The sequence below is a fragment of the Pseudomonas taetrolens genome, assembly GCF_900475285.1.
Classification (GTDB): Bacteria; Pseudomonadota; Gammaproteobacteria; order Pseudomonadales; family Pseudomonadaceae; genus Aquipseudomonas; species Aquipseudomonas taetrolens.
On record NZ_LS483370.1, the window covers coordinates 2,329,069 to 2,347,236 of the forward strand.

17 protein-coding genes are annotated in these 18,168 nt (G+C 59.5%); 3 read left to right on the plus strand and 14 right to left on the minus strand.

The annotated features are described in order from the left end of the window. Positions 1-182: 182 nt before the first annotated feature. Positions 183-785, minus strand: a complete 603-nt coding sequence (locus tag DQN55_RS10685; RefSeq protein ID WP_048380092.1) for a helix-turn-helix domain-containing protein — start codon at positions 783-785, stop codon at positions 183-185. A gap of 161 nt (positions 786-946) precedes the next feature. Between DQN55_RS10685 and DQN55_RS10690 the strand changes: the two genes are divergently transcribed. Both DQN55_RS10690 and DQN55_RS10695 read left to right on the plus strand, forming a co-directional pair. Beyond that, entirely contained in the window at positions 947-1,642 is a 696-nt protein-coding gene (locus tag DQN55_RS10690) for a B3/B4 domain-containing protein (protein ID WP_048380089.1), read from the plus strand. A 149-nt stretch (positions 1,643-1,791) separates the two neighbouring features. Continuing rightward, the gene (locus DQN55_RS10695) at positions 1,792-3,396 is read left to right on the plus strand and encodes an IclR family transcriptional regulator domain-containing protein (RefSeq protein WP_048380087.1); all 1,605 of its coding nucleotides are present in this window, start codon (positions 1,792-1,794) and stop codon (positions 3,394-3,396) included. A 3-nt stretch (positions 3,397-3,399) separates the two neighbouring features. Here DQN55_RS10695 and DQN55_RS10700 read toward each other — a convergent pair whose 3' ends face one another. The 9 genes from DQN55_RS10700 to DQN55_RS10740 form a co-directional block, all read right to left on the minus strand. Then, positions 3,400-4,653 carry an OprD family outer membrane porin gene (locus DQN55_RS10700; protein ID WP_048380085.1) on the minus strand — a complete coding sequence of 418 codons (1,254 nt, stop codon included), beginning with the start codon at positions 4,651-4,653 and terminating at the stop codon, positions 3,400-3,402. 35 nt (positions 4,654-4,688) lie between these two features. After that, a complete protein-coding gene (locus DQN55_RS10705) occupies positions 4,689-5,558 on the minus strand; it encodes an aldose epimerase family protein (RefSeq protein ID WP_048380084.1) in 870 nt (289 codons plus the stop codon). Positions 5,559-5,641: 83 nt separating this feature from the next. Then, positions 5,642-6,733: a mandelate racemase/muconate lactonizing enzyme family protein gene (locus DQN55_RS10710; protein WP_048380083.1), complete on the minus strand. Its 1,092-nt coding sequence runs from the start codon at positions 6,731-6,733 to the stop codon at positions 5,642-5,644. After that, positions 6,730-7,542, minus strand: coding sequence for an NAD-dependent epimerase/dehydratase family protein (locus DQN55_RS10715; RefSeq protein WP_048380082.1), 813 nt, complete (start codon positions 7,540-7,542; stop codon positions 6,730-6,732). Before DQN55_RS10715 ends, DQN55_RS10710 begins: the two co-directional genes overlap by 4 nt. A gap of 52 nt (positions 7,543-7,594) precedes the next feature. Then, positions 7,595-8,881 carry an MFS transporter gene (locus DQN55_RS10720; protein ID WP_048380081.1) on the minus strand — a complete coding sequence of 429 codons (1,287 nt, stop codon included), beginning with the start codon at positions 8,879-8,881 and terminating at the stop codon, positions 7,595-7,597. Positions 8,882-8,936: 55 nt separating this feature from the next. Beyond that, complete coding sequence (locus tag DQN55_RS10725) at positions 8,937-9,230, minus strand: Dabb family protein (RefSeq protein WP_048380080.1); 294 nt, start codon at positions 9,228-9,230, stop codon at positions 8,937-8,939. A 13-nt stretch (positions 9,231-9,243) separates the two neighbouring features. Then, positions 9,244-10,635, minus strand: a complete 1,392-nt coding sequence (locus DQN55_RS10730) for an aldehyde dehydrogenase (NADP(+)) (protein ID WP_048380078.1) — start codon at positions 10,633-10,635, stop codon at positions 9,244-9,246. A 1-nt stretch (position 10,636) separates the two neighbouring features. After that, positions 10,637-11,083, minus strand: a complete 447-nt coding sequence (locus tag DQN55_RS10735) for a nuclear transport factor 2 family protein (RefSeq protein ID WP_048380077.1) — start codon at positions 11,081-11,083, stop codon at positions 10,637-10,639. A 2-nt stretch (positions 11,084-11,085) separates the two neighbouring features. Continuing rightward, positions 11,086-11,889 carry an RraA family protein gene (locus tag DQN55_RS10740; RefSeq protein ID WP_048380076.1) on the minus strand — a complete coding sequence of 268 codons (804 nt, stop codon included), beginning with the start codon at positions 11,887-11,889 and terminating at the stop codon, positions 11,086-11,088. Positions 11,890-12,130: 241 nt separating this feature from the next. Here DQN55_RS10740 and DQN55_RS10745 point away from each other — a divergent pair, with 241 nt between their 5' ends. Continuing rightward, positions 12,131-13,054: an alpha/beta hydrolase gene (locus DQN55_RS10745; RefSeq protein WP_048380075.1), complete on the plus strand. Its 924-nt coding sequence runs from the start codon at positions 12,131-12,133 to the stop codon at positions 13,052-13,054. 504 nt (positions 13,055-13,558) lie between these two features. Here DQN55_RS10745 and DQN55_RS10750 read toward each other — a convergent pair. From DQN55_RS10750 to DQN55_RS10770, 4 genes are all read right to left on the minus strand, one after another. Then, positions 13,559-13,933 carry a hypothetical protein gene (locus tag DQN55_RS10750; RefSeq protein ID WP_048380074.1) on the minus strand — a complete coding sequence of 125 codons (375 nt, stop codon included), beginning with the start codon at positions 13,931-13,933 and terminating at the stop codon, positions 13,559-13,561. Between the two features lie 101 nt (positions 13,934-14,034). Beyond that, positions 14,035-15,003, minus strand: coding sequence for a toll/interleukin-1 receptor domain-containing protein (locus DQN55_RS10755; RefSeq protein WP_048380073.1), 969 nt, complete (start codon positions 15,001-15,003; stop codon positions 14,035-14,037). A gap of 924 nt (positions 15,004-15,927) precedes the next feature. Beyond that, on the minus strand, positions 15,928-16,284 hold the full coding sequence (locus DQN55_RS10765) for a hypothetical protein (protein WP_126514208.1): 357 nt from the start codon (positions 16,282-16,284) through the stop codon (positions 15,928-15,930). A gap of 46 nt (positions 16,285-16,330) precedes the next feature. After that, positions 16,331-18,106, minus strand: a complete 1,776-nt coding sequence (locus tag DQN55_RS10770; RefSeq protein ID WP_048380070.1) for an SIR2 family protein — start codon at positions 18,104-18,106, stop codon at positions 16,331-16,333. Positions 18,107-18,168 lie beyond the last annotated feature (62 nt).

Genomic DNA, 18,168 nt, shown 5'->3' on the forward strand with positions numbered 1-18,168 from the left:
AGAAAAATTTCAAATATGCCCCCAGTTTTGCCCCCAGCTGCATGTGATGCTCGAGCAATGGCGAGCGCACGCCCTGGTGGTGATCCTGCGTAGGGCTTGATGGCTTTCGGCGGCACAGACCCTTTGAAATTGGCTGGTTCGTCCACTTTGCAGATGCTCACTGGCTGCCAGTCTGCCGGTACCTACTGGTGCATCTCCGTCACAGACATAGTGAATACCAGCTTGGATCTTCCAGCGTTGGAATAGGAATGGGGGACATCGGTTTTGGCCACTGCTGAGCTCCCCGCAGGGATGACTAACTCCGTTTCCCCTACCACGCATTTCAGCGTGCCTTTCTCCACATGAAACAGTTCAAGCGTGCCCTGAGGATGCCCCTGTGAAGCGAAAGATTCGCCTGGGTGCATTTCCCAACGCCACAGCTCAATCATATCTGGGCCGGACGTTCCAGCCAGAAGGCGCGCCGTTCCTCCCAGTTCACCGGTCCAGAGCGTGGGTATGTCTTGGCTGTCGATGATATGGGCAGATGGGGCTTCGGTCACATTGACGATATCTGCAACGGACAGGCCCAGCGCGGCGGCGATTTTGCAAAGGATGCCGATGCTGGGATTCGCCGTACATTTCTCTATTTCGACGACCATTCCTTTGCTCACGCCAGCGCGGCGGGAAAGCTCATCCAACGTGATCTTCTGGGCTTTACGCGCCTGTTTTAGCGTGCGCGCAACAGCCAGGCTGACGGCTTGGGCATCAGCGCCAGGGGTAGTCGACAGGCTGGTATTGGTGGTCATTGATGAGGGTCATGAGAAAAAATATGCTGGGATTCTCGACTGTTATCAGTAGCTCCGTCAATCGGATCAGCCGTTATAGTAGATGATATTGGTCATTATATTGACTTTATTGGTCGCCGCTGACTAGCATGAAATGACATTTAGGTTCCTGGAGGTTTTTGATGCTGCCCGTACTGCCGTTAATCGATCAAGCCGTTGCCGAGCTGGCGCCGGAGTTCAGGGCCCTGAGCATCGTGGTGGGAGCTGCGCCACTGGCTCATCCTGAGGTGGCTCAGGCCGCGCTGGACCGTGCTTGCAAGGCCGTTCAGGAAGGTGGGCCAAGCTGGGGAGAAGCCCATTTGGCCGCATGGGCTGAGACCTTCCGAAAGTTTGGGGCCAAGCCGCAGCGCACGCCTTGTTCAGCTGAAGCGCTGCGTAAACGAGTTTTACGTGACGGCAGCTTGCCTGGCCTGGATCCCATCGTCGATCTCTACAACGCAATCAGCATTGAGTACGCCATCCCGGTTGGCGGGGAAAACATTGAAGCCTATGTGGGCTCCCCACAGCTCGTAGTCGCTGATGGCACCGAGCCTTTTGACACGATGAAAGAGGGTGTTCCTGCTCTCGAGTATCCGGATGCCGGCGAGGTTGTCTGGCGCGATGACAACGGCGTGACTTGCCGTCGCTGGAATTGGCGGCAAGGTGTCAGGACCCGTCTCGCTGCTGACGCGAAGAGCATGTGGTTCATTCTGGAGAGTCTGCCGGCGATGCCGCTTGAAGCCTTGACGGAAGCGGGGGACAAACTCATCGAAGGGTTGCAGCAAATGATGCCAGGCGTCCAGATCGAAAGCTCACTGATTGGTCCTGGGGCCAAATAGTCGATAGACCGCTGCAAGGAGTGATGACGATGTTTATACATAACAGACAGAATTCTCACATCATGGGACCGGGTGTGGATAATTGGCGTTTTTTTCATCAGCAATTTCCTGGCACGTGATACATCTGAGAAAACTGCAAAGAGGTCAGCATGGACCGAGCCAAGGGAACCGCCGTTCTCGACAAAACCTTCGACATTCTTGAAGCCATCGGACTCTCCACTGACGGCCTGGATAATCAGCAACTCGCCGCACAGTTGAACCTCCCTCGTGCCACGCTTTATCGCCTACTGGCCCTTTTGATTGAACGCGGCATGGTGCGCCGTGACGCCAACAATAAATGCTACCGCTTGGGCTTTCGTTATCTGGAGTTGGTGCGTGGGGCCTGGATGGAACCGGACCTGATCGCCGCTGCCAGTTTTGAGCTACGAGCCTTGCGTGACTTGACTGGGGAAACTACCTATCTGGCGATTCGCGACGGCGACCAGGTGCTATCACTGGAGCGTTGCGATGGCGCCCACAGCCGACGTTCCGCCGCCTCGATGGGCCAGCGCAAGGCCATGTACTGCACGGGGCAGGGTAAGGCGATCCTCAGTGCATTGGCGGATGAAGAGCGGCGTGAGCTGGTCAAGAACATGGCCCTTACTGCCCTGACACCGCTGACTATCACCGACCGCAACCGCTTGATGACCGAATTGGATGTCACACGCGTGCGCGGCTATGCCGTCGATGACGAAGAAATTGTGCTCGGTGTGCGTTGCGTAGCCGCGCCGGTGGTGGACAGCGCGGGCCAGGTACGCGGTGCGCTGAGCATCGCCGGCCCAGCCTATCGACTGACCCTTGAGCGCCTGACGTTGCTCGGTCCGGAAGTGACGGCGTCAGCACAGCGGGTGGGCAGCCAACTGGCGGTGAAGCAGGCTGAGGCGCGTCCAGATGAATTGCAGCCGGTGAGTAGCCAATGGGCGTTTTTAGGTGGGCACCCGCGTTGGAGTACCAGTGAAAAATGCTTGTACTGGGCGGATAAACTCGGCCCGGCGGTCTTTCGCCACGGCGGCGAGGGTACCAAGCGGATCCTGCGCACCGAAAAACCGATCATGGGCCTGGAACTCACACCGAACGGGCTGTTTGTGGCGCTGGAGGACGAATACTTTTTCTTCGACAAAGGTGAGGTGCGGCATCGTACCTCTTGGGGTTTTGGTACACCGACCTGCCTGTGTTGTGATCGTGACGGGCGGGTCTGGGCGGCGATCCGAATGGGCAGCGGCCAGTGGAAGGTCGGCGAAGTCTCCCGCGATGGGACACTCACCAGCCATTGGCAGATCAGTGAGGCCATCGGCGCATTATGCTGGGATTCGCCGCGTCAACAGTTGTTCGCGCTGGCGCCGGAGTCGGGCAGTGTGTATCGGCTGCGTACCGGCGGCGAAGTGCGCCGTTTTACCAGCATGCCTAAAGGCTCGGGCCAACTCAGTGGCCTGGCAGTGGATGCGGATGGCAGCGTATGGACGGCATTGTCTGGCGGCTGGAGCATCGTCAAGTTCGACCACGAGGGCAATCTGGAGCGCATGCTCGGTGTACCGGTCGCGTCGCCCACCGACCTGTGCTTTGGGGCGGTCGATGGGCGTACGCTGTTTGTCACCTCATCGCGCCAGGCGGTCAGCCGGCAGGCGCTCAAGAATGCCCCATGGTCGGGGACCGTCATGAGTACGCCGGCCGGCAGCCAAGGCGCACCGGCCCCGCTGACCCGTGGCCCGGCCTAAGGGTTATTTCAAGGCGAAGGTATAGGACAGAATGACGCGGTTTTCATCGCGCCGTCCGGTGGCGTCGCCCTGGATCTCGACATTGCGAAAGCGCAGCGCCAGGTCCTTGAACGTGCCCGACTGGATCACGTAGCTCAGGTCGATGTTGCGCTCCCACTCCTTGCCCGGTTGGCCGTTGACCTCGAAGTTGTCTCCATACACATAACGCGCAAACGCGGTCAGCCCCGGCACGCCCCAGCCGGCGAAGTTGATGTCGTAGCGCCCTTGCCACGACCGTTCCTGGGCGCGGTCGAATCGCATCACCTGGATTGCGTTGCCCACGCCGGGTAGATCGGTTTCCTGCAGAAACGGCAGCGCGCTGTCGCCGGCGTTGTACTGGTAACCCACGGTGACTTTGTGCATGCCGTAGGCGGCGCTGGCCAGGGCCGAGGTCAGGCGACTGTCAAGGGCACCGGCGCGGGCTGATCCGGCTTCGCCCGTATCCGTATGGCTCAGGGTGCCCGCCAGGCGCCAGGCGCCCACATCCACAAACTTCGAGGCGGTGATCAGTTTCTGCTGATAAACGTCGTCCAATTCGCCGGCCCACACGCCCAGGCTGAACGACTGCACCGGGGCCCAGGTAGTGCCCAAGTAGTTGAAGCGGTCACTGCTGACGTTCAGGTAGTTACCGGTCTGCATGTCGGTGGAATGGGAGAACCCGCGATAGTTGGTCTGGCGCATCTGCCCGAGGCTGAAAGTGAAATGCTCGACCTCCTGGCTGTCGATCATCACCCCTTCGAAGAACTGCGGTAGCAAGCGTGAGTCGCCGGCGTACACCAGTGGAGTCTTGGGAAATAGCCCGCCGATCTTCAGTTCGGTCTTGGAATACTTCAATTTCAGCGCAGCGGTACCTTCGGAATACTCATTGACCGAGCGCGGGTCACTGTCGCGCGGGGCACCCAGTCGCTTGGTAAAACCGGGTAGTAGCTCGCTGCCGCTGCGGGCGGGCGAGGAGTCGAGCTTGAGGCCAAGCCCGGCATAGACGTCCACGCCAACGCCGATGGGCGTGTCGGTGTAGCCTGATTGGGCCTTGAAGATAAAGCCTTGGGCCCACTCTTCGATTTTCGACTGCGCCGGCGCCTTGGTGTCGCGCAGGTCGTGGTTGTAGTAGAAGTTGCGCAGGGTCAGCGAAGCTTTGCCGTCATCGATGAGGTCGGCATGGGCCACGACGGGAGCAAGACCCAGGCTGAAAATAGGCAGGGAGCGATAGAAGTTCATTGTTAATGTTGTCCTTCGGTGTGGGTCTGATCGGGTCAGGCAGGGGTCCAGGTGAGTGAAAGCGCAGCGCTCAGTGTTTGCCCAGCCTCAAGCACTTGGGTGCCTTGCTCGGGCCATTGCGCGGATGGCGTGTTGAAGGCGTCCGCCAGGTGCGATACCGGTTCCAGGCACAGGTAGGGCGCACCGGCTGGGGCAAAAACCACCAGGTGACTCAACGGCATCTCCGCCGTCAGCAGCACCTGGCCCTGGGGGTAGTCGAGTTGCAGGCGTCCGTCCCAGCGTGAGCCGTACACCGCCACTTCATGGGCGACATCGGCTGGCAGCAGTAGCGGCTCGATCAGTTCGCGCACGCTACCGCAGGGCAGGTAGTCTGCGTCGATGTCCCAAGCCAGGGCGGGGGCGAACCGTACGGTCATGCCGGGGTGGCGCTGGAAGTATGGGTGCAGGCCTAGACCCGCCGGCATTGAGGTGTGACCCAGGTTGGTGACCGACAGTTGCAGCCGCACACCGTCGCCGTGGAGTTCGAAGCGTTGTTGGAAACGCACCGGCCATGGCCAGTGTTCGCCGCTATAGTCCACTGTCAGCAGGGCGTAGGTGGCGCTGTGTTCGATCACATCCCAGGTCAGGGTGTGGCTGACACCATGCAGCGTGTGCGGGCGAGCGGCGGGGTGTGCCGGCAACGCATGGACCAGGCCCGCGTGCTTCAGACGCGCATTGCGCAGGCGGTTGGAGTAGGGCAGAAGCGGGTAGGCGCCACCTCGCGGCCAATTCAGCGGATCAAAGCTGCCGGCATGGAGCGGAGTGAACACATCCAGCTCGCCGACCTTGAGGCTGGCTATGCGGCCGCCCCATTGTGGTAATAAAGTCAGGGACCAGACTTCGTTGTGCAGTGCCAGGGTATGCATGGTCGCTCCGTATTTTTCAGGCATGCAGAAGCCTGGCCGGCGGCCCGAAGGCGCCGGAGAGGGCTAGTGCGTCAAGGGTTGGGTCAGTTGCGCTGGAAGCGCTCGAACACGTTCATGTCCATGTCCAGGCCAAGCCCGGGGCCCTGCGGCACGCTCAGTTCACCGTCATGCAGCAGGCCGGGCACGTCATAGAGCCAGCCTTGTGGTTGCACATACAGGTACTCCACCTGGGGTACCGTTGGCTGGACTGCTGCCAGATGCAAAGTGGCGATCAGGCCCGGTCCGAAATACGGGGTATGCGGCAATACCACAGTGTCGTGCAGGCTGGCCAACTCGGCGATGCGCAGGCATTCGGTAATGCCGCCGACCTTGGTCACACTTGGCTGGATCGAATCCACTGCGCCCTTCTTGAGGGCCTGTTCGAATTGGTACGCGGTGCACCAATTCTCGCCTGCTGAGATCGGCACGCCGGCGCCGCGGAGGCTGGCCAGGGTAGCGAAGTCTTCCGGCGGGAAAATCGGCTCTTCCAGCCACGCCAGTTTCAGGCCTGCCAGGCGCGGCAACCAAGTGTGTACATCCTCCTCCTTCCAGGCGCAGTTCACGTCAGTGGCCAACGGTGTATCGGCACCTATGGCGTCACGACAACGGGCGATTTCGTCGATGCTCACTTCATGCAGCTTGATGGTCTTGAAGCCTTGCTCCAGCGCTTTTTGGCAAATCATGGGCGCCACGCTGTTCTCACCGTAGCGCACCAGGCTGGCATAGGCGGGAATCGAGGTGCGGGTTGCTTCGCCCAGCAAGCGATGCAGAGGTACGCCTTCACGGCGTGCCTTGAGGTCCCACAGCGCCATGTCCACGCCCGAGAGCGCAAAGGTGGTGACGCCATAGCGACCAAACAGATGCAGCGCCAGTTGGGTGTCCAGGTTCCACTGGGCGATGTCATGCACGTCGCGTCCGACCAGCAACGGCATGAACAAGCGCTGGATCAGTGCGCGGGTAGCATCGGCGACGAAGTAACCGAATGCCTCACCCCAGCCTACGTTGCCGCATTCGTCTTCTATCCGGACCAGCACGTTTTCCAGAGTGTTCCAAGTGGTCGGAGTGACATCGTGCCCTTTGCCACCATCGGTGAAGGGTATCTCGACAATGTAAGTGTCCAGTCGGGTGATTTTCATGAGCGAGCCCCCAGCAAGGCCGTCAGCGCAGCACCGGCGTAGCTGCCGCCGACGTGGTCACGTCCGGAGTGAACAGGGTCCATTGCGTCGTAGGGCAGGAAGTCGGCGGCCAGGTGGTCGGCGGCGTTATCCTGAGGTGCATAACCCAGCGCGCGGGCACGGGCATTGCTGAACAATGCATCAGGGCACTCAGACACACCGTAGACAATTTCGTGGTTGACCTGTGGATGCTCCAGGCCGATGCGTACCAGTTGTGCCAAGTCGCGTGCGCTGGTCCATAGGCGCACGCGGCGGGCATCGCTGACCTTGGCATCAGCGTTGCCAATACGGATCACAAAGGTTGGCAGCTTATACCGTAGGGTCCAGGCGGCGCAGGCGGCTTCACCGAACACTTTGCTCAAGGCGTAGTAGCTGTCGGCGGCAGCCGGCATATCGTCGAAGGTCTCGGCAGCGTCAGTGCGGTACTGACCGAGCACATGGTGGCTGCTGGTAAAGATGAAACGTTGCACACCATGGCGTTCTGCCGCTTCGAGCAGGTAAAGGGTGGCGTGATAGTTCGGCTCCACGGTGCTGCCAAAGGCGATCCCGGTGCCGTGGGCGCACGCCAGGTGCAGCACCGCATGGCTGCCGACGACGGCCTGATTGACAAAGGCCGGGTCGGTCAGATCACCCGCCAATGCGGTTTCGCCTGCTTCAAGACCAAGGATCGGTTGACGGTCGAGCAAGCGCAGCTGGTATTTCTGGCGCAAGTAAGGACGCAGGGCGGTGCCGACGATGCCGGCGGCACCTGTGATCAGAAGTGTTTGCATAGCCAATACTCGAATGCTTGTCAGAGCCGCCCGCGCACGGGCAGCGAAAAAATCAGACGGTTGCTGCGACAGCCAGCGGGGCTTTGGGGGCGGTCACGAAGAACGCCACGATCAAGGCACCGAAGATGCCAAGGATACCCGCCAGGCCAAAACCGCTGGCAAAGGTGCCGGTGCTCTGAATGATTATCCCGGTGAGGGTCGGCGCGACGATACCGGACAGGTTGGCCAGGCCGTGCATGAAGCCACCGGCGGTGCCCACCTGATGATCCGGCACCGCGTCCTGGATCAACGACCAGTAGGCCGGCGCCGAAAGCATCAGGAAACCAATCGCTGCGGTCATCACCACCACGGTCGATGTCACGCTCTCCAGTTGCCCTGTGATACCGATGCAGCACGAAGCGATCAGCAAGCAAGTTACCAGCACTACCTTGCGCGAGAACAACCGGCGGCCTGTGCGCTTGAAGACCCAGTCGATCAACACCCCGCCCGCGATAAAGCCGAGGGTGCCGACAAACCACGGCAGGGCGGTGACGATGCTCATGGACTTGAGGTCGATGCCCTTAGCGTCGATCAGGTAGCTGGGAAACCAGGTCATGAAAAAGTACAGGATGTAGTTGTAGCAAAACAGTGAGACACCGGTGACCAGCACCGCGCGTTGCATGATGATCTGCATCACGGGTGTGCGGGGCGCATCTGCCGTCGCCTGCACTGGCACTTCACGGTCGGCGTTGATCAAGGCCAGTTCCTGGGGGCCTACCTTGGGGTGTTCCTTGGGCGTGGAAGCAGCCATGCGGAACCAGGCGATTGCCCACAGGATACCGATGCTGGCAATCACCACGAATGCGACGCGCCAGCCCAACCACAGGGCCAGGAAACCAACGATCGGCCCCGCCAGTGCACCACCCAACGGGCCGCCAGCTTGGGCAAAACCAATGGCGCGGGCACGTTCTTTGATGGGGAACCAACTGTTGATGGCTTTGTTGGCCGTGGTACTGACCGGGCCTTCGCCCACGCCAAACAATGCGCGCACGATCAGCAACGACCAGAAGTTAAACGCCAGGGCCGTGCAACCGCAGAGTACCGACCAGAACCCCATCGACCAGGTAAGCACACGCTTGGGTCCGAAACGGTCGGCCAGGTAGCCCCCGACAAAACAGAACAACGCATAACCAAAGAAGAAACTGGAGAAGATCAGGCCCTTCTCCGACGGTGTCAGGTGGTAATCCTGGGTGATGAAGGGCATTGCAATCGACAGTGCAGCACGGTCAACGTAGTTGATGACCATGGCCAGGAACAGCATCGTCAAGATCACCCAACGATAGGGTTTGTTGTTATTCATCGCTGTCTCCACGCGCCCTCGTTGGGGCGCGCCTATTGTTGTGGTCGAGCGGGTTTCAGCAGGTGTAGTCCACAGCAACCCATTCGAAGTACTGCTTCAGGTCCTTGACGAGCGCCTGGTGGGCCGGGTGGGGCAGGTAACGCTCCACCGCGTCAGCATCGTCGAAGCTTGAGTCAAGCAGGTAGTCCCAGCAAATAGGACGATCCAGCTCATTGGCCGCGACGGTCCAGTCGCGGATGAAGTCGATCTGTTCCGGCAGGTGCTGCATACGCTGCACCAGTTGCTGTTCCAGATCCCTGTTCAAAGCCACCTCAGGCAGGCGGCGGAACATCACGAGATGACGCATCATGGCGCTGGCCTCCTTATGCCTGGGCCCAGGCCGGTGCGTCTTGCAGGGCCACCGGGCGCAGGAACCGCTCGATGGCGGCGTAGCCGACCGAGGTGGTCTGTGGTGTGGTGGAACTCGGCCATGGACCTCCATGCTGCTGAGCGGCGCAAACCGCCACACCGGTAGGCACGCCGGTGAATAGCACGCGCCCCGACACCGCTTCAGCGACCTGTACCAATGCGCGGTTGGCTGGGGTGTCTTCGTTGGCCCCCCACAACGTGGTAGTCAACGTGCCGCCGACGGCCTGCAAGACCTGGTGGACCTGCGCCTGATCACGCGCCTTCACGACCAGTGCGCCGGGGCCGAACATTTCTTCGCGCAGCGCCGGGTTCTGAATAAAGGTCACCGCATCGGTGGCGTACACCCGTGGTGCAGGGCCGTGTGCATCCGGGCCGGGGGCTAGCAGAGTGGTAGCATGGCCCGCCACATGGGCGCTGGCCGCCTCAAAACCCTGGCGCATGCCTGGGGTGAGCATGGCGTGAGGTTGGATCGGCGCCAGTGCTTCACAGAGTTGCCCGATGAAACGCTCGCTGGTCGTGCTATCAAGCACCACAATCAAGCCCGGGCTGGTGCAGAACTGACCGCACCCCATGGTGATCGAGGTGGCGAGTGTGTTGGCCAGTTCGGCGCTGTTTTGCTCCAGCGCGGCAGGCAAGGCCACCAGCGGGTTGATGGAACCCAGCTCGCCAAAAAACGGCACCGGGCGTGAGCGCTCGTTGGCCAGTTTCCACAACGCGGTACCGCCTTGGAATGAACCGGTGAATGCCACGGCGGCGATGTCCGGGTGTTGCACCAGATAGCCACCGGCGCCACGGCTGGCGTTATCCACCAAGGTCAGCAAACCTTCAGGCAAGCCTTGGGCACGCACCACCTCACGGGCCAGATCTAACACGACCTGGGACAGGCGCGGATGACCGGAGTGGGCCTTGACCACCACCGGGCATCCTGCCGCCAGGGCCGATGCGGTGTCGCCGCCGAGTACGGAAAACGCGAAGGGGAAGTTGCTCGCTGAGAACATTGCTACTGGGCCCAGTGGGCGCAGTACACGAGTCAGTTGCGGACGACCGGCAGGCGGTGTGCCGGCCACGGCTTCGTCAACAACGCGGGTATAGGCGGGCCCGCTGGAAAGGCCATCGGCAAACCCGCGCAATTGGAAAGCTGTGCGCGCAATTTCACCGCCCAGGCGTCCGGCACCCAGGTGGGTTTCTTCGTCGGCCAAGGCAATCAGACTGTCCTTTTGCGCCTCCAAGGCTTCAGCCAGGCCGCGCAGCAATGAGGCACGTACCGTTGCGCTGGCTTGCGCCCATAGCGGTGCGGCAGCGTGAGCTTGGGCAACGGCGGCGTCGACTACGGAATATTCGCTCATCTCAAGCCTCCAGGGGGTTTAAGTGATAGCCACGACCTTCGTAGTCAAAGGCCACCAGTTCGTTGATGGTCACGTCCTGCTTGGCAGGGGAGGCGTAATAGGCGCGGATCTCGCTGATCAGGCCGGTGTCCTTGTCGAAGATGTACCACTCGTCTCCACGCAGGGCGGTGCCCAGCTTGCTTTTCCAGTGGGTCCACTCAATCACCGCTTCATCGCTGTCGTGGCTCACCAGGATCTTCTCGATGGTCCACTGCGACCCCAGGTTTGCCACGCACCACTGCCACTTGCGCGCGATGGTGTCGGCGGTGCGCCACGGGATTTCCGGCAAACCATCGGGGAAATAATGCACGGCGTCCGGGGTGAAGCAGCTGACCAGTGCGTCGTAGTCCGCTGCATTGCACGCGTCGAAGTAGCGCCGGATGGTTTGGGCGTGTTTGTGCTCGGCCATGATCAAACGCCTGTGTCGATAATTGACGGGATGTGTGGGCGACCGGAGGCTACCCAATCCTGGTAGGCCGCGACGGCCTCGGGGTTTGGCGGGTACACGCCCCACAGTGCTTCACCGGCGGCGATGCGCATGGCCAGGTAGTTTTCGATGTCGTCCTGTTCCAGGCACACCTCGGCCAGTTCTTCAGCCAGGTGCGCGGGGACCAGGGTCAGGCCATCGGCGTCGCCGACAATCACATCGCCGGGATACACGGCGATACCGGCGCAACCAATCGGCACTTGCAGGTCAGCCACGTGGTGATAGGAAATACGCGTGGTGGCGACAATCTCGCGAGCGTAGGCGGGCAGTGGCAGTTCAGCGATCTCGCTGCCGTCGCGCAATGCGCCGTCGGTCACGATGCCACGGGCACCGCGAGCGAGCAGGCGGGTCACCAAAATGTTACCAGCGGACGCGGCAGCGGCGTCATTGCGGCTGTCGATCACCAGCACGTCGCCCGGCTGGATCTGCTCCACACCTTGCCATTGCAGGTTGTCGCCGTTGGGTTTGGTGGTCATGGTGCCGTAGGTGTCGATGTCCTCACGGGCCGGGATAAAACGCATGGTGAAAGCACGCCCAGCGAACGGCTTTGCGGTGCGGCTCATGGCCTTGAGGCCGACAAATGCCGGCTGACGATAGCCGCGCTTGAACAGTTGGGTGGTCAACGAACCGCTGGAGCAACGGGCCAGTTTTTCCAGTGTCTGCTCGCTGACGGTTACGTCGCGCTTGGCCGTGTTTTCGTTTGCTTCAGCGTATTGGTGAATAGCCATTCGGTTCTCCTGGCATCCCGTGACGACGGGGTAAGTTCTGCTCGCGGTGACAATCATCTGGCGAGGCGAGCGATGGGCCGATGCTAGGCGCAACCTCGGCCGTGGCAAAACGCCGCGGCGTATGCTGAGGGCTTGCTGTCTCACATCGCGGGACTCGCCTCGGCGCAGCCGAACGGCGTCATGCGAGGGCAACGCCGCTGCGCGGTAGTCTGGGCCGGTGTCTTTCCCAAGGATTGCCCCGATGCCCCTGTACCCGCTTGATCCCTCCTTGCAGGCCTATGTTGATACCAGTGCCAGTTTCACTCCCCGCAACGACACGCTTTCTGCGCGACGCACAGCGTTTGCCGAGGCCTGTCGGCATTTCACACCGCCTGCCCCGGCGCACCTGCTGATTGACGATCAGTGTGTGGGCGGGCGGCAGGTGAGAATCTATTTCCCGGCGGGTGATGTACCTCACGGCGGCTGGCCCGCGGTGTTGTACCTGCACGGCGGCGGCTGGAGCATGGGTGCGCACGACACCCATGACTGGTTTGCCTTCGCCCTGGCCCGGCGCCTGCAGGTAGCACTGGTGGCCGTGGACTACCGACTGGCGCCGGAGCATCCGTTTCCCGCGCCATTGGAGGATGCGTTAATGGTGTGGTTGCACTTGCGCGAAGGACGGTTGGCCGGACTTTCTTCTGAGCGCCTGGCAGTGGCAGGAGACAGCGCCGGTGGGACCTTGGCGGCAGGGTTATGTGTTGCGCTGCGTGAGCGAGGCTTAGCCCAGCCGTACCTGCAGGCATTGGTGTACCCGGTACTCAGTGCACATCAGCAGTTCGCCTCCATGCACGAACATGCCTGCGCCCCGATGCTCACCACGCAAGGGCTGATGGCGTCGCTTGCCGGATATGTGCCAGACGAGTCTAGTCAGCGCGACCCCCAGGCCTTGGCACTGGAGCAGGAGGCCGCCACTGGACTGGCTCCGGCATTTGTTGGCGTGGCGCAGTGGGATCCGCTCTGTGATCAAGGCCGGGCCTACGTGGCGATGTTAAGGCAGGCCCAGGTGCCTGCCGAACTGTACGTCGGTGAAGGGCTAGTGCACGCTAGCCTGCGTGCGAGTGGGGTTGCGGCAGTGGAGAGTTTCTATGACGCAGTTGCCGCCGCCTTGCGCGCTGCATTGTTATAAGGTTCTACACTTGGGAGAGTCTCACTGAGTGAGACGCTGGCACGGCAAAATCCTCAGCCGGGTATGGCCCAACAATCCCACCACCAGAGTGACTTTTTCGAGAATGGGACTGCCGAACCTCGGGCTGGGGGCATCCTTTTCAAACCATCCAAAGCATGCCCTCAGATGTGCCCCCAATGTAGCAATCCACGGGAAGTGGATGGAGCTCCATGGTTGTGGAAAGCCAGAAATGCTCAGCTAAACAGCCTGCCAGACGATCCCTAAAGACTGTCAGGATCGCCAAAAAACATTTTGACTTAGCTCTAGGACGATGCTTTCAGCTAGAAAAAATAAAATTATGCCCCCATTTTTGCCCCCATTCGCATCGGGTGTTCAAGCGATCGCGAACGGCGATTTCTGAAGCGGGGCGGGGTGGACGTGACAGGTATTCAGTGCGCCTCCGTATACTGGATGACCAACCCGAATCCGGCAAATCCCTGGTGGTTCGATGAGTCGATATGCGAACTACTTAGCCCACCGAGATGAGACATATGGTGTGACGTCTCTGTATTCTACCGCCTGAAGCTTGAAGTACTGCCCTTTGGCTTTCAGCGCATGGATGATGCGACATTGGGCATAAGTGGTGCCGTATGAGGTGCTCGGGCCTTGGATGTTGAGTACCAATTCCCCTCCGTCGCTTCGCTCGTACCTCAATTCTCTCAAGGCTCCCGCCGCTTCACCATTTGCCTCGGCGATCTCGATCACCAATTCCCTTAAGGCCGATTGGTCGGTGTCTGGTAGCTCTGCGGAAAACTTGACCTGGCGTTGGCTTTGAAAGCCTCCGCCACTGGCCGAGCCTATTCGGTTAAATGTGATGTGGGCGAGCAGGACTACTTCCATGGTCTGAACCTTCTATGTGAGTCTTACTTCTTTGTCGTAGGGGGCAGCGTCAAGGCCAAGTGCCCCCTCTGGGTTCTTTCTAATTCGCACCCAACAATGATTTACCGATTGCGTTGTAGCGGTGCGATGAGAAGGCCCCAAAGCGTCTCGGCGCCGCCTTCTTGGGAAAGCTTCTGGTCTTGCCGAGTCTGGAACGCCATGCCGAAGGTCTTCAGGTACATGGATTGGTCGTCCGTATTTACGGTGAGCGCCTCGTTGTACGAGCCGCCGCCAAACGAGTCTCCATGGCTGTAGTAGATACCGGCGCCCATCTGGCCGCCGGTGAACACTGCCGCTTTTGCAACGTCGTGGCCGTCCTTGTAGATATTCGCAGAAAAGCGATTTGCGTCTATTCGACGGAACACCCCTTCATACCCTGAGTTGCGCGCTTGGAGCTCCAGCAACGAGTTCTCAAAATAACGGGCGATGTACTCGAAGCTGTCGAGCAAGAAGCGGTCTTTGTCCAGCTGGGTGAAGCTCTTAGCCATTCGAAGGTTACTCGACCTAGGGCCATCCGGGGCGATAAGGGAGGGCGCTGAACCTCCATTGAAATCGTTGCGTTCGGCTCGCGGAGCAGTGTTCTGTTGGCCACGGCTGCGTCGCTCGGCGGCCTTCCGAACCTCCTTCGCAACCTGCAAGAATGCTTCGTCCCGATCAGGCCAAAGGGTCACTGGCTTACCATCTTGGGGCGTACCAAGCAGCTTGCCGAAGGGGGCATGATGCCAATCGCATGGGCGAAGAATCACAGGAATGACAGTCGCTTCTTTAGCGGCATGGCGCTCCATCGCGCGAGCCATCTCGATGTTGTAGCAATAGTCGGAAGCGATGAAATCCGGGCTTACCAGCAACAGGATAATTTCGTCGCTGTTGATGTGATCATCAATGGCAGCATCGATCTCTTGGCCTGCTCCGATTCTGCGGTCGTGCCAAGTCTCAATGACGCCTTGGCGCTTGAGCATCGAAAGCTGCTTTTCCAACTGGTCGCGCAGCGCCTCGTCAGCATGGCAATAAGAAAAGAACACGTTCGGCAAAAGGGTCACTCCTACTCGGATAGGTGCGATGTCGATCTTACGGGCAGCTTGGCTGCGAAGTACAGACGTGGGCTGGCTTGACTGCTGTTTGGATGCCCTTCAGTTGAACCGGTCAGCCAAAAAACAACGGTGCTCGAGTCGTAACATGGTGGTAGATCATTTGGGCTCGCTCGTAATGAATGATGTGCTTGCCGTGAGGCGTTGGCCACACGAACTGACGGATCTCAAGTGGCGCAAATGTAAAGGAAGGTGGAAGGCCTAGGCGTCTCTTAACCGCGCCGTCAGCACTGTTGCATTGCTCGCAGATGATGGCGGGAGCAAATGTGGTGATCCGATGATGTTCTCCAGGACGCGGATTTCGTACGTAAAGGTCGGTTCCATGGTCATGGTGAGTATGGAGACCTACAGCCCAGCCTTCTCGCCTATGCGGTTTGTTCGGGTAAAGCATCGTCCAACGTAGCAATTGGTATCGTATCCGTTCGCAGCACGGGCATCGCCAATGATCATCAAGCTTCGCCCATAGCTGGTGGCAATGGGCGCCATCAAAGCTCAGGTATTCCTCCCAGCTAGGAATGCGCCGGAGCAGATTGCTATTCAGCGTTTTCTCTCTGTTAGCATTCTTGATTTTGGTACCGTCGCAGGCCAAACAGTAGCCATTGGCCGAAAACTCGGGCTTGCAGGGACAGAGGTTTTTGGTCATCAGAGCTTCTCAGTCTGCCGTTGGGTTAACCCACGTGATGACCGCGCGCCAGGCATTTGTGCTGGAGTTGCTGGCAGCCACCATCATTTGTAGCTACTAACGGTATGCGGGTCTCTGAGGGTCTCATCTGTCCACGCAAGGCCAATGCAGAACATCAGGGTCAAGGAGGCGTAGTTGATCACTGCATGTACTCCTCCTGCACTCACGTCATCAACTGCTCGGTATCACCATACAAGCAGATCACCAATCATCGCCCCCAACGCAGCCTTACAGGCAGTCAGCAAGCTACCTCCTACGTTGATAAAGAACGTGTGCACTTCCCGCGACCTTCCAATGAGGTGAAAGGATCGAAACGTCACCCTAAGCGTGAAGATGCTGACGATAGCGAATGCTATGAGCAGGTACACGTAGTAAGCCATGAGCTCGGGTGCGGTCAGTAGCGCGGTCACCAAAACGCTCACCTCTTCTGGTGAGGTGGTGGCCAGGAGTGGCAGTGACCCGATGAAGAACGCGTAAATCACCTCCCTCGATGCCCGCTGCCAGAATCCAAACTTGTCCTGGGTTTTCACCAGCAAACGCATGTACCCCATTTGAATCGTATTTGCATTAATTGGAATGCGTGAGGCGTCAGTACCTGGACAGCCGCTTCAGTCCTTCAAGCATTTGCTCCAGGTAGCTTTGCGACCCAAGTGCGAACCCTGCTGCCAGCAGCGGGGCCCTGTACTCTTCGGTCGCATATTCGTGAGCGAAGCGGTTGATGGTCTCTGAATGCCAGGAAAGCCGGCCCAATGCGATTTTCTTGAAACCGTGGTTTTTCACCGCATCCGCGAGTGATTCTTCACTGACTCCGCGTTGCTCGCAGAAGAACAGGAAACTGAAAAACTCAAACCGTTCGTAAAGCAGCCCGTGATCCTGCAGACCTGCGAAGTCAGGCGCCCACCGAGGCGTAAGACGGTCATGGAGTCGGTTGCACAAGGGGGTAAGAGCTCTACTTTGGTCTTCGAAGCTCTTCCATAATTCAAACAGGCCATTGGCTCCCTCAACGTAGAACGGTGATAGATCAAGTCCCACAGGGAAAGGCATTTCGCGCCGGTTGATAAGTGTCGTGTTAAACAGCTCGTTTAGCTCGCTCAGGCGATTGGCCCGCACAAGTCCCATGCCATACGCATAGGTAACAAGTGCTATCGGGTAACTCTTCAATGCAAGTCCAGCTACCCACCCTGACTGCTCGACCTGAGACGCAGCGTGCAGGCCCTTGATCGCATCCAAAACGATCGTATGCTCAACACCTGCACCCCATCGCCCTAGCACTGCACAAAGGCGTGCTAGTGGCTCGATGGCCGCTTCGTAGATCTCAACCAGGTCGGTAAAATCCTTGGACGTGCTGCCCTGAGGTCGTTCTGCGAAGAGAGGAGCCAGATGGCTGATCGCTTGATGAGCCTGGCTGGTCACTAAATCATCGAGCTGAATCCTGTGTTCGGGTCTGGCCATAAAGCGTTTGGCCATAGCGAGAGTCAGCTCGATGCCGGCAGGGTTCTGCAGGCGGGATTGCTGGATGGTTTCCAGTTTGAGGTTCAGCCCATCGAAGAAGGTGTCGGCATCCAGGCCCGTCACGACGTTGGCGCGCCGCTGAGTGATGAGCTCTTGGCCACGCTCGCTCAATTTTCCTCGCGAAAGCCAGTAGGTCGGGTAGCGACGGGAGGGCGCCCTCAAAAACGCCGCCCTCAGCGCATGATCCCACTCACCTGACCAGCCCGCGACGATCAGCCCAAACTCATCGATGATGCGGTCAAGCAACGTATTGAACGCTGGCGGGTACTTGCCCAGCTCCCCATCGGTATTGAGGATCCTGGCATCCTTGTAATCACCATGGATCTTCAGGATGTAGCAGGACGCATGAGTGAGTGGCTCCGCTCCTGCGAGGGTGTCTTCTGAGCTGACGACAGTTGGCTCAACGCCGACATCGCGCAGCGCATTTTCCATGAGTCGGTCGAAGTTCGTCGTGATGATCACGCGCACATAACCCGCTTTGACCATCGCAGCGATCGCTCGATGTGCGGGGGTAGGCAGTTTAAGGCCATCCTCTAACTCGCCTTCGCTAGGTTCCAGAAAGCCTTGAATGATCGCTCGCCGCTCAGTCTGGGTTGTCGCCAGGCGTTCGAGCAACGTGGAGTAATTGGGCTGCTCTCCTGTTTGACCTACGTACCATGCGAGCCAATCTTCCTGTTCGCCGGCACCAGACGCTATGCCCCATCGTTTCACCAGCTCCATGGTGATTTCCCAGCCGGTCGGTATTCCCGCCGAGCGTGATACCCCCGAGCCAAGAAGCACTGCGTAGACGCCTTTGTTTTCAAACATTGAAAACGCGATTTGGGCTGTTGAATCACTGATGGCAGCAGTCATGCACATTCCTAAATTTCAGCGGGGAGGTGAGGTTTCTGCGCGAGCATCGGCTTATCTAAGAG

Coding starts and splice junctions, on each gene's coding strand:
- DQN55_RS10685 (WP_048380092.1), bottom strand. CDS start 785: ATGACCACCAATACCAGCCTGTCGACTACCCCTGGCGCTGATGCCCAA.
- DQN55_RS10690 (WP_048380089.1), top strand. CDS start 947: ATGCTGCCCGTACTGCCGTTAATCGATCAAGCCGTTGCCGAGCTGGCG.
- DQN55_RS10695 (WP_048380087.1), top strand. CDS start 1,792: ATGGACCGAGCCAAGGGAACCGCCGTTCTCGACAAAACCTTCGACATT.
- DQN55_RS10700 (WP_048380085.1), bottom strand. CDS start 4,653: ATGAACTTCTATCGCTCCCTGCCTATTTTCAGCCTGGGTCTTGCTCCC.
- DQN55_RS10705 (WP_048380084.1), bottom strand. CDS start 5,558: ATGCATACCCTGGCACTGCACAACGAAGTCTGGTCCCTGACTTTATTA.
- DQN55_RS10710 (WP_048380083.1), bottom strand. CDS start 6,733: ATGAAAATCACCCGACTGGACACTTACATTGTCGAGATACCCTTCACC.
- DQN55_RS10715 (WP_048380082.1), bottom strand. CDS start 7,542: ATGCAAACACTTCTGATCACAGGTGCCGCCGGCATCGTCGGCACCGCC.
- DQN55_RS10720 (WP_048380081.1), bottom strand. CDS start 8,881: ATGAATAACAACAAACCCTATCGTTGGGTGATCTTGACGATGCTGTTC.
- DQN55_RS10725 (WP_048380080.1), bottom strand. CDS start 9,230: ATGATGCGTCATCTCGTGATGTTCCGCCGCCTGCCTGAGGTGGCTTTG.
- DQN55_RS10730 (WP_048380078.1), bottom strand. CDS start 10,635: ATGAGCGAATATTCCGTAGTCGACGCCGCCGTTGCCCAAGCTCACGCT.
- DQN55_RS10735 (WP_048380077.1), bottom strand. CDS start 11,083: ATGGCCGAGCACAAACACGCCCAAACCATCCGGCGCTACTTCGACGCG.
- DQN55_RS10740 (WP_048380076.1), bottom strand. CDS start 11,889: ATGGCTATTCACCAATACGCTGAAGCAAACGAAAACACGGCCAAGCGC.
- DQN55_RS10745 (WP_048380075.1), top strand. CDS start 12,131: ATGCCCCTGTACCCGCTTGATCCCTCCTTGCAGGCCTATGTTGATACC.
- DQN55_RS10750 (WP_048380074.1), bottom strand. CDS start 13,933: ATGGAAGTAGTCCTGCTCGCCCACATCACATTTAACCGAATAGGCTCG.
- DQN55_RS10765 (WP_126514208.1), bottom strand. CDS start 16,284: ATGCGTTTGCTGGTGAAAACCCAGGACAAGTTTGGATTCTGGCAGCGG.
- DQN55_RS10770 (WP_048380070.1), bottom strand. CDS start 18,106: ATGACTGCTGCCATCAGTGATTCAACAGCCCAAATCGCGTTTTCAATG.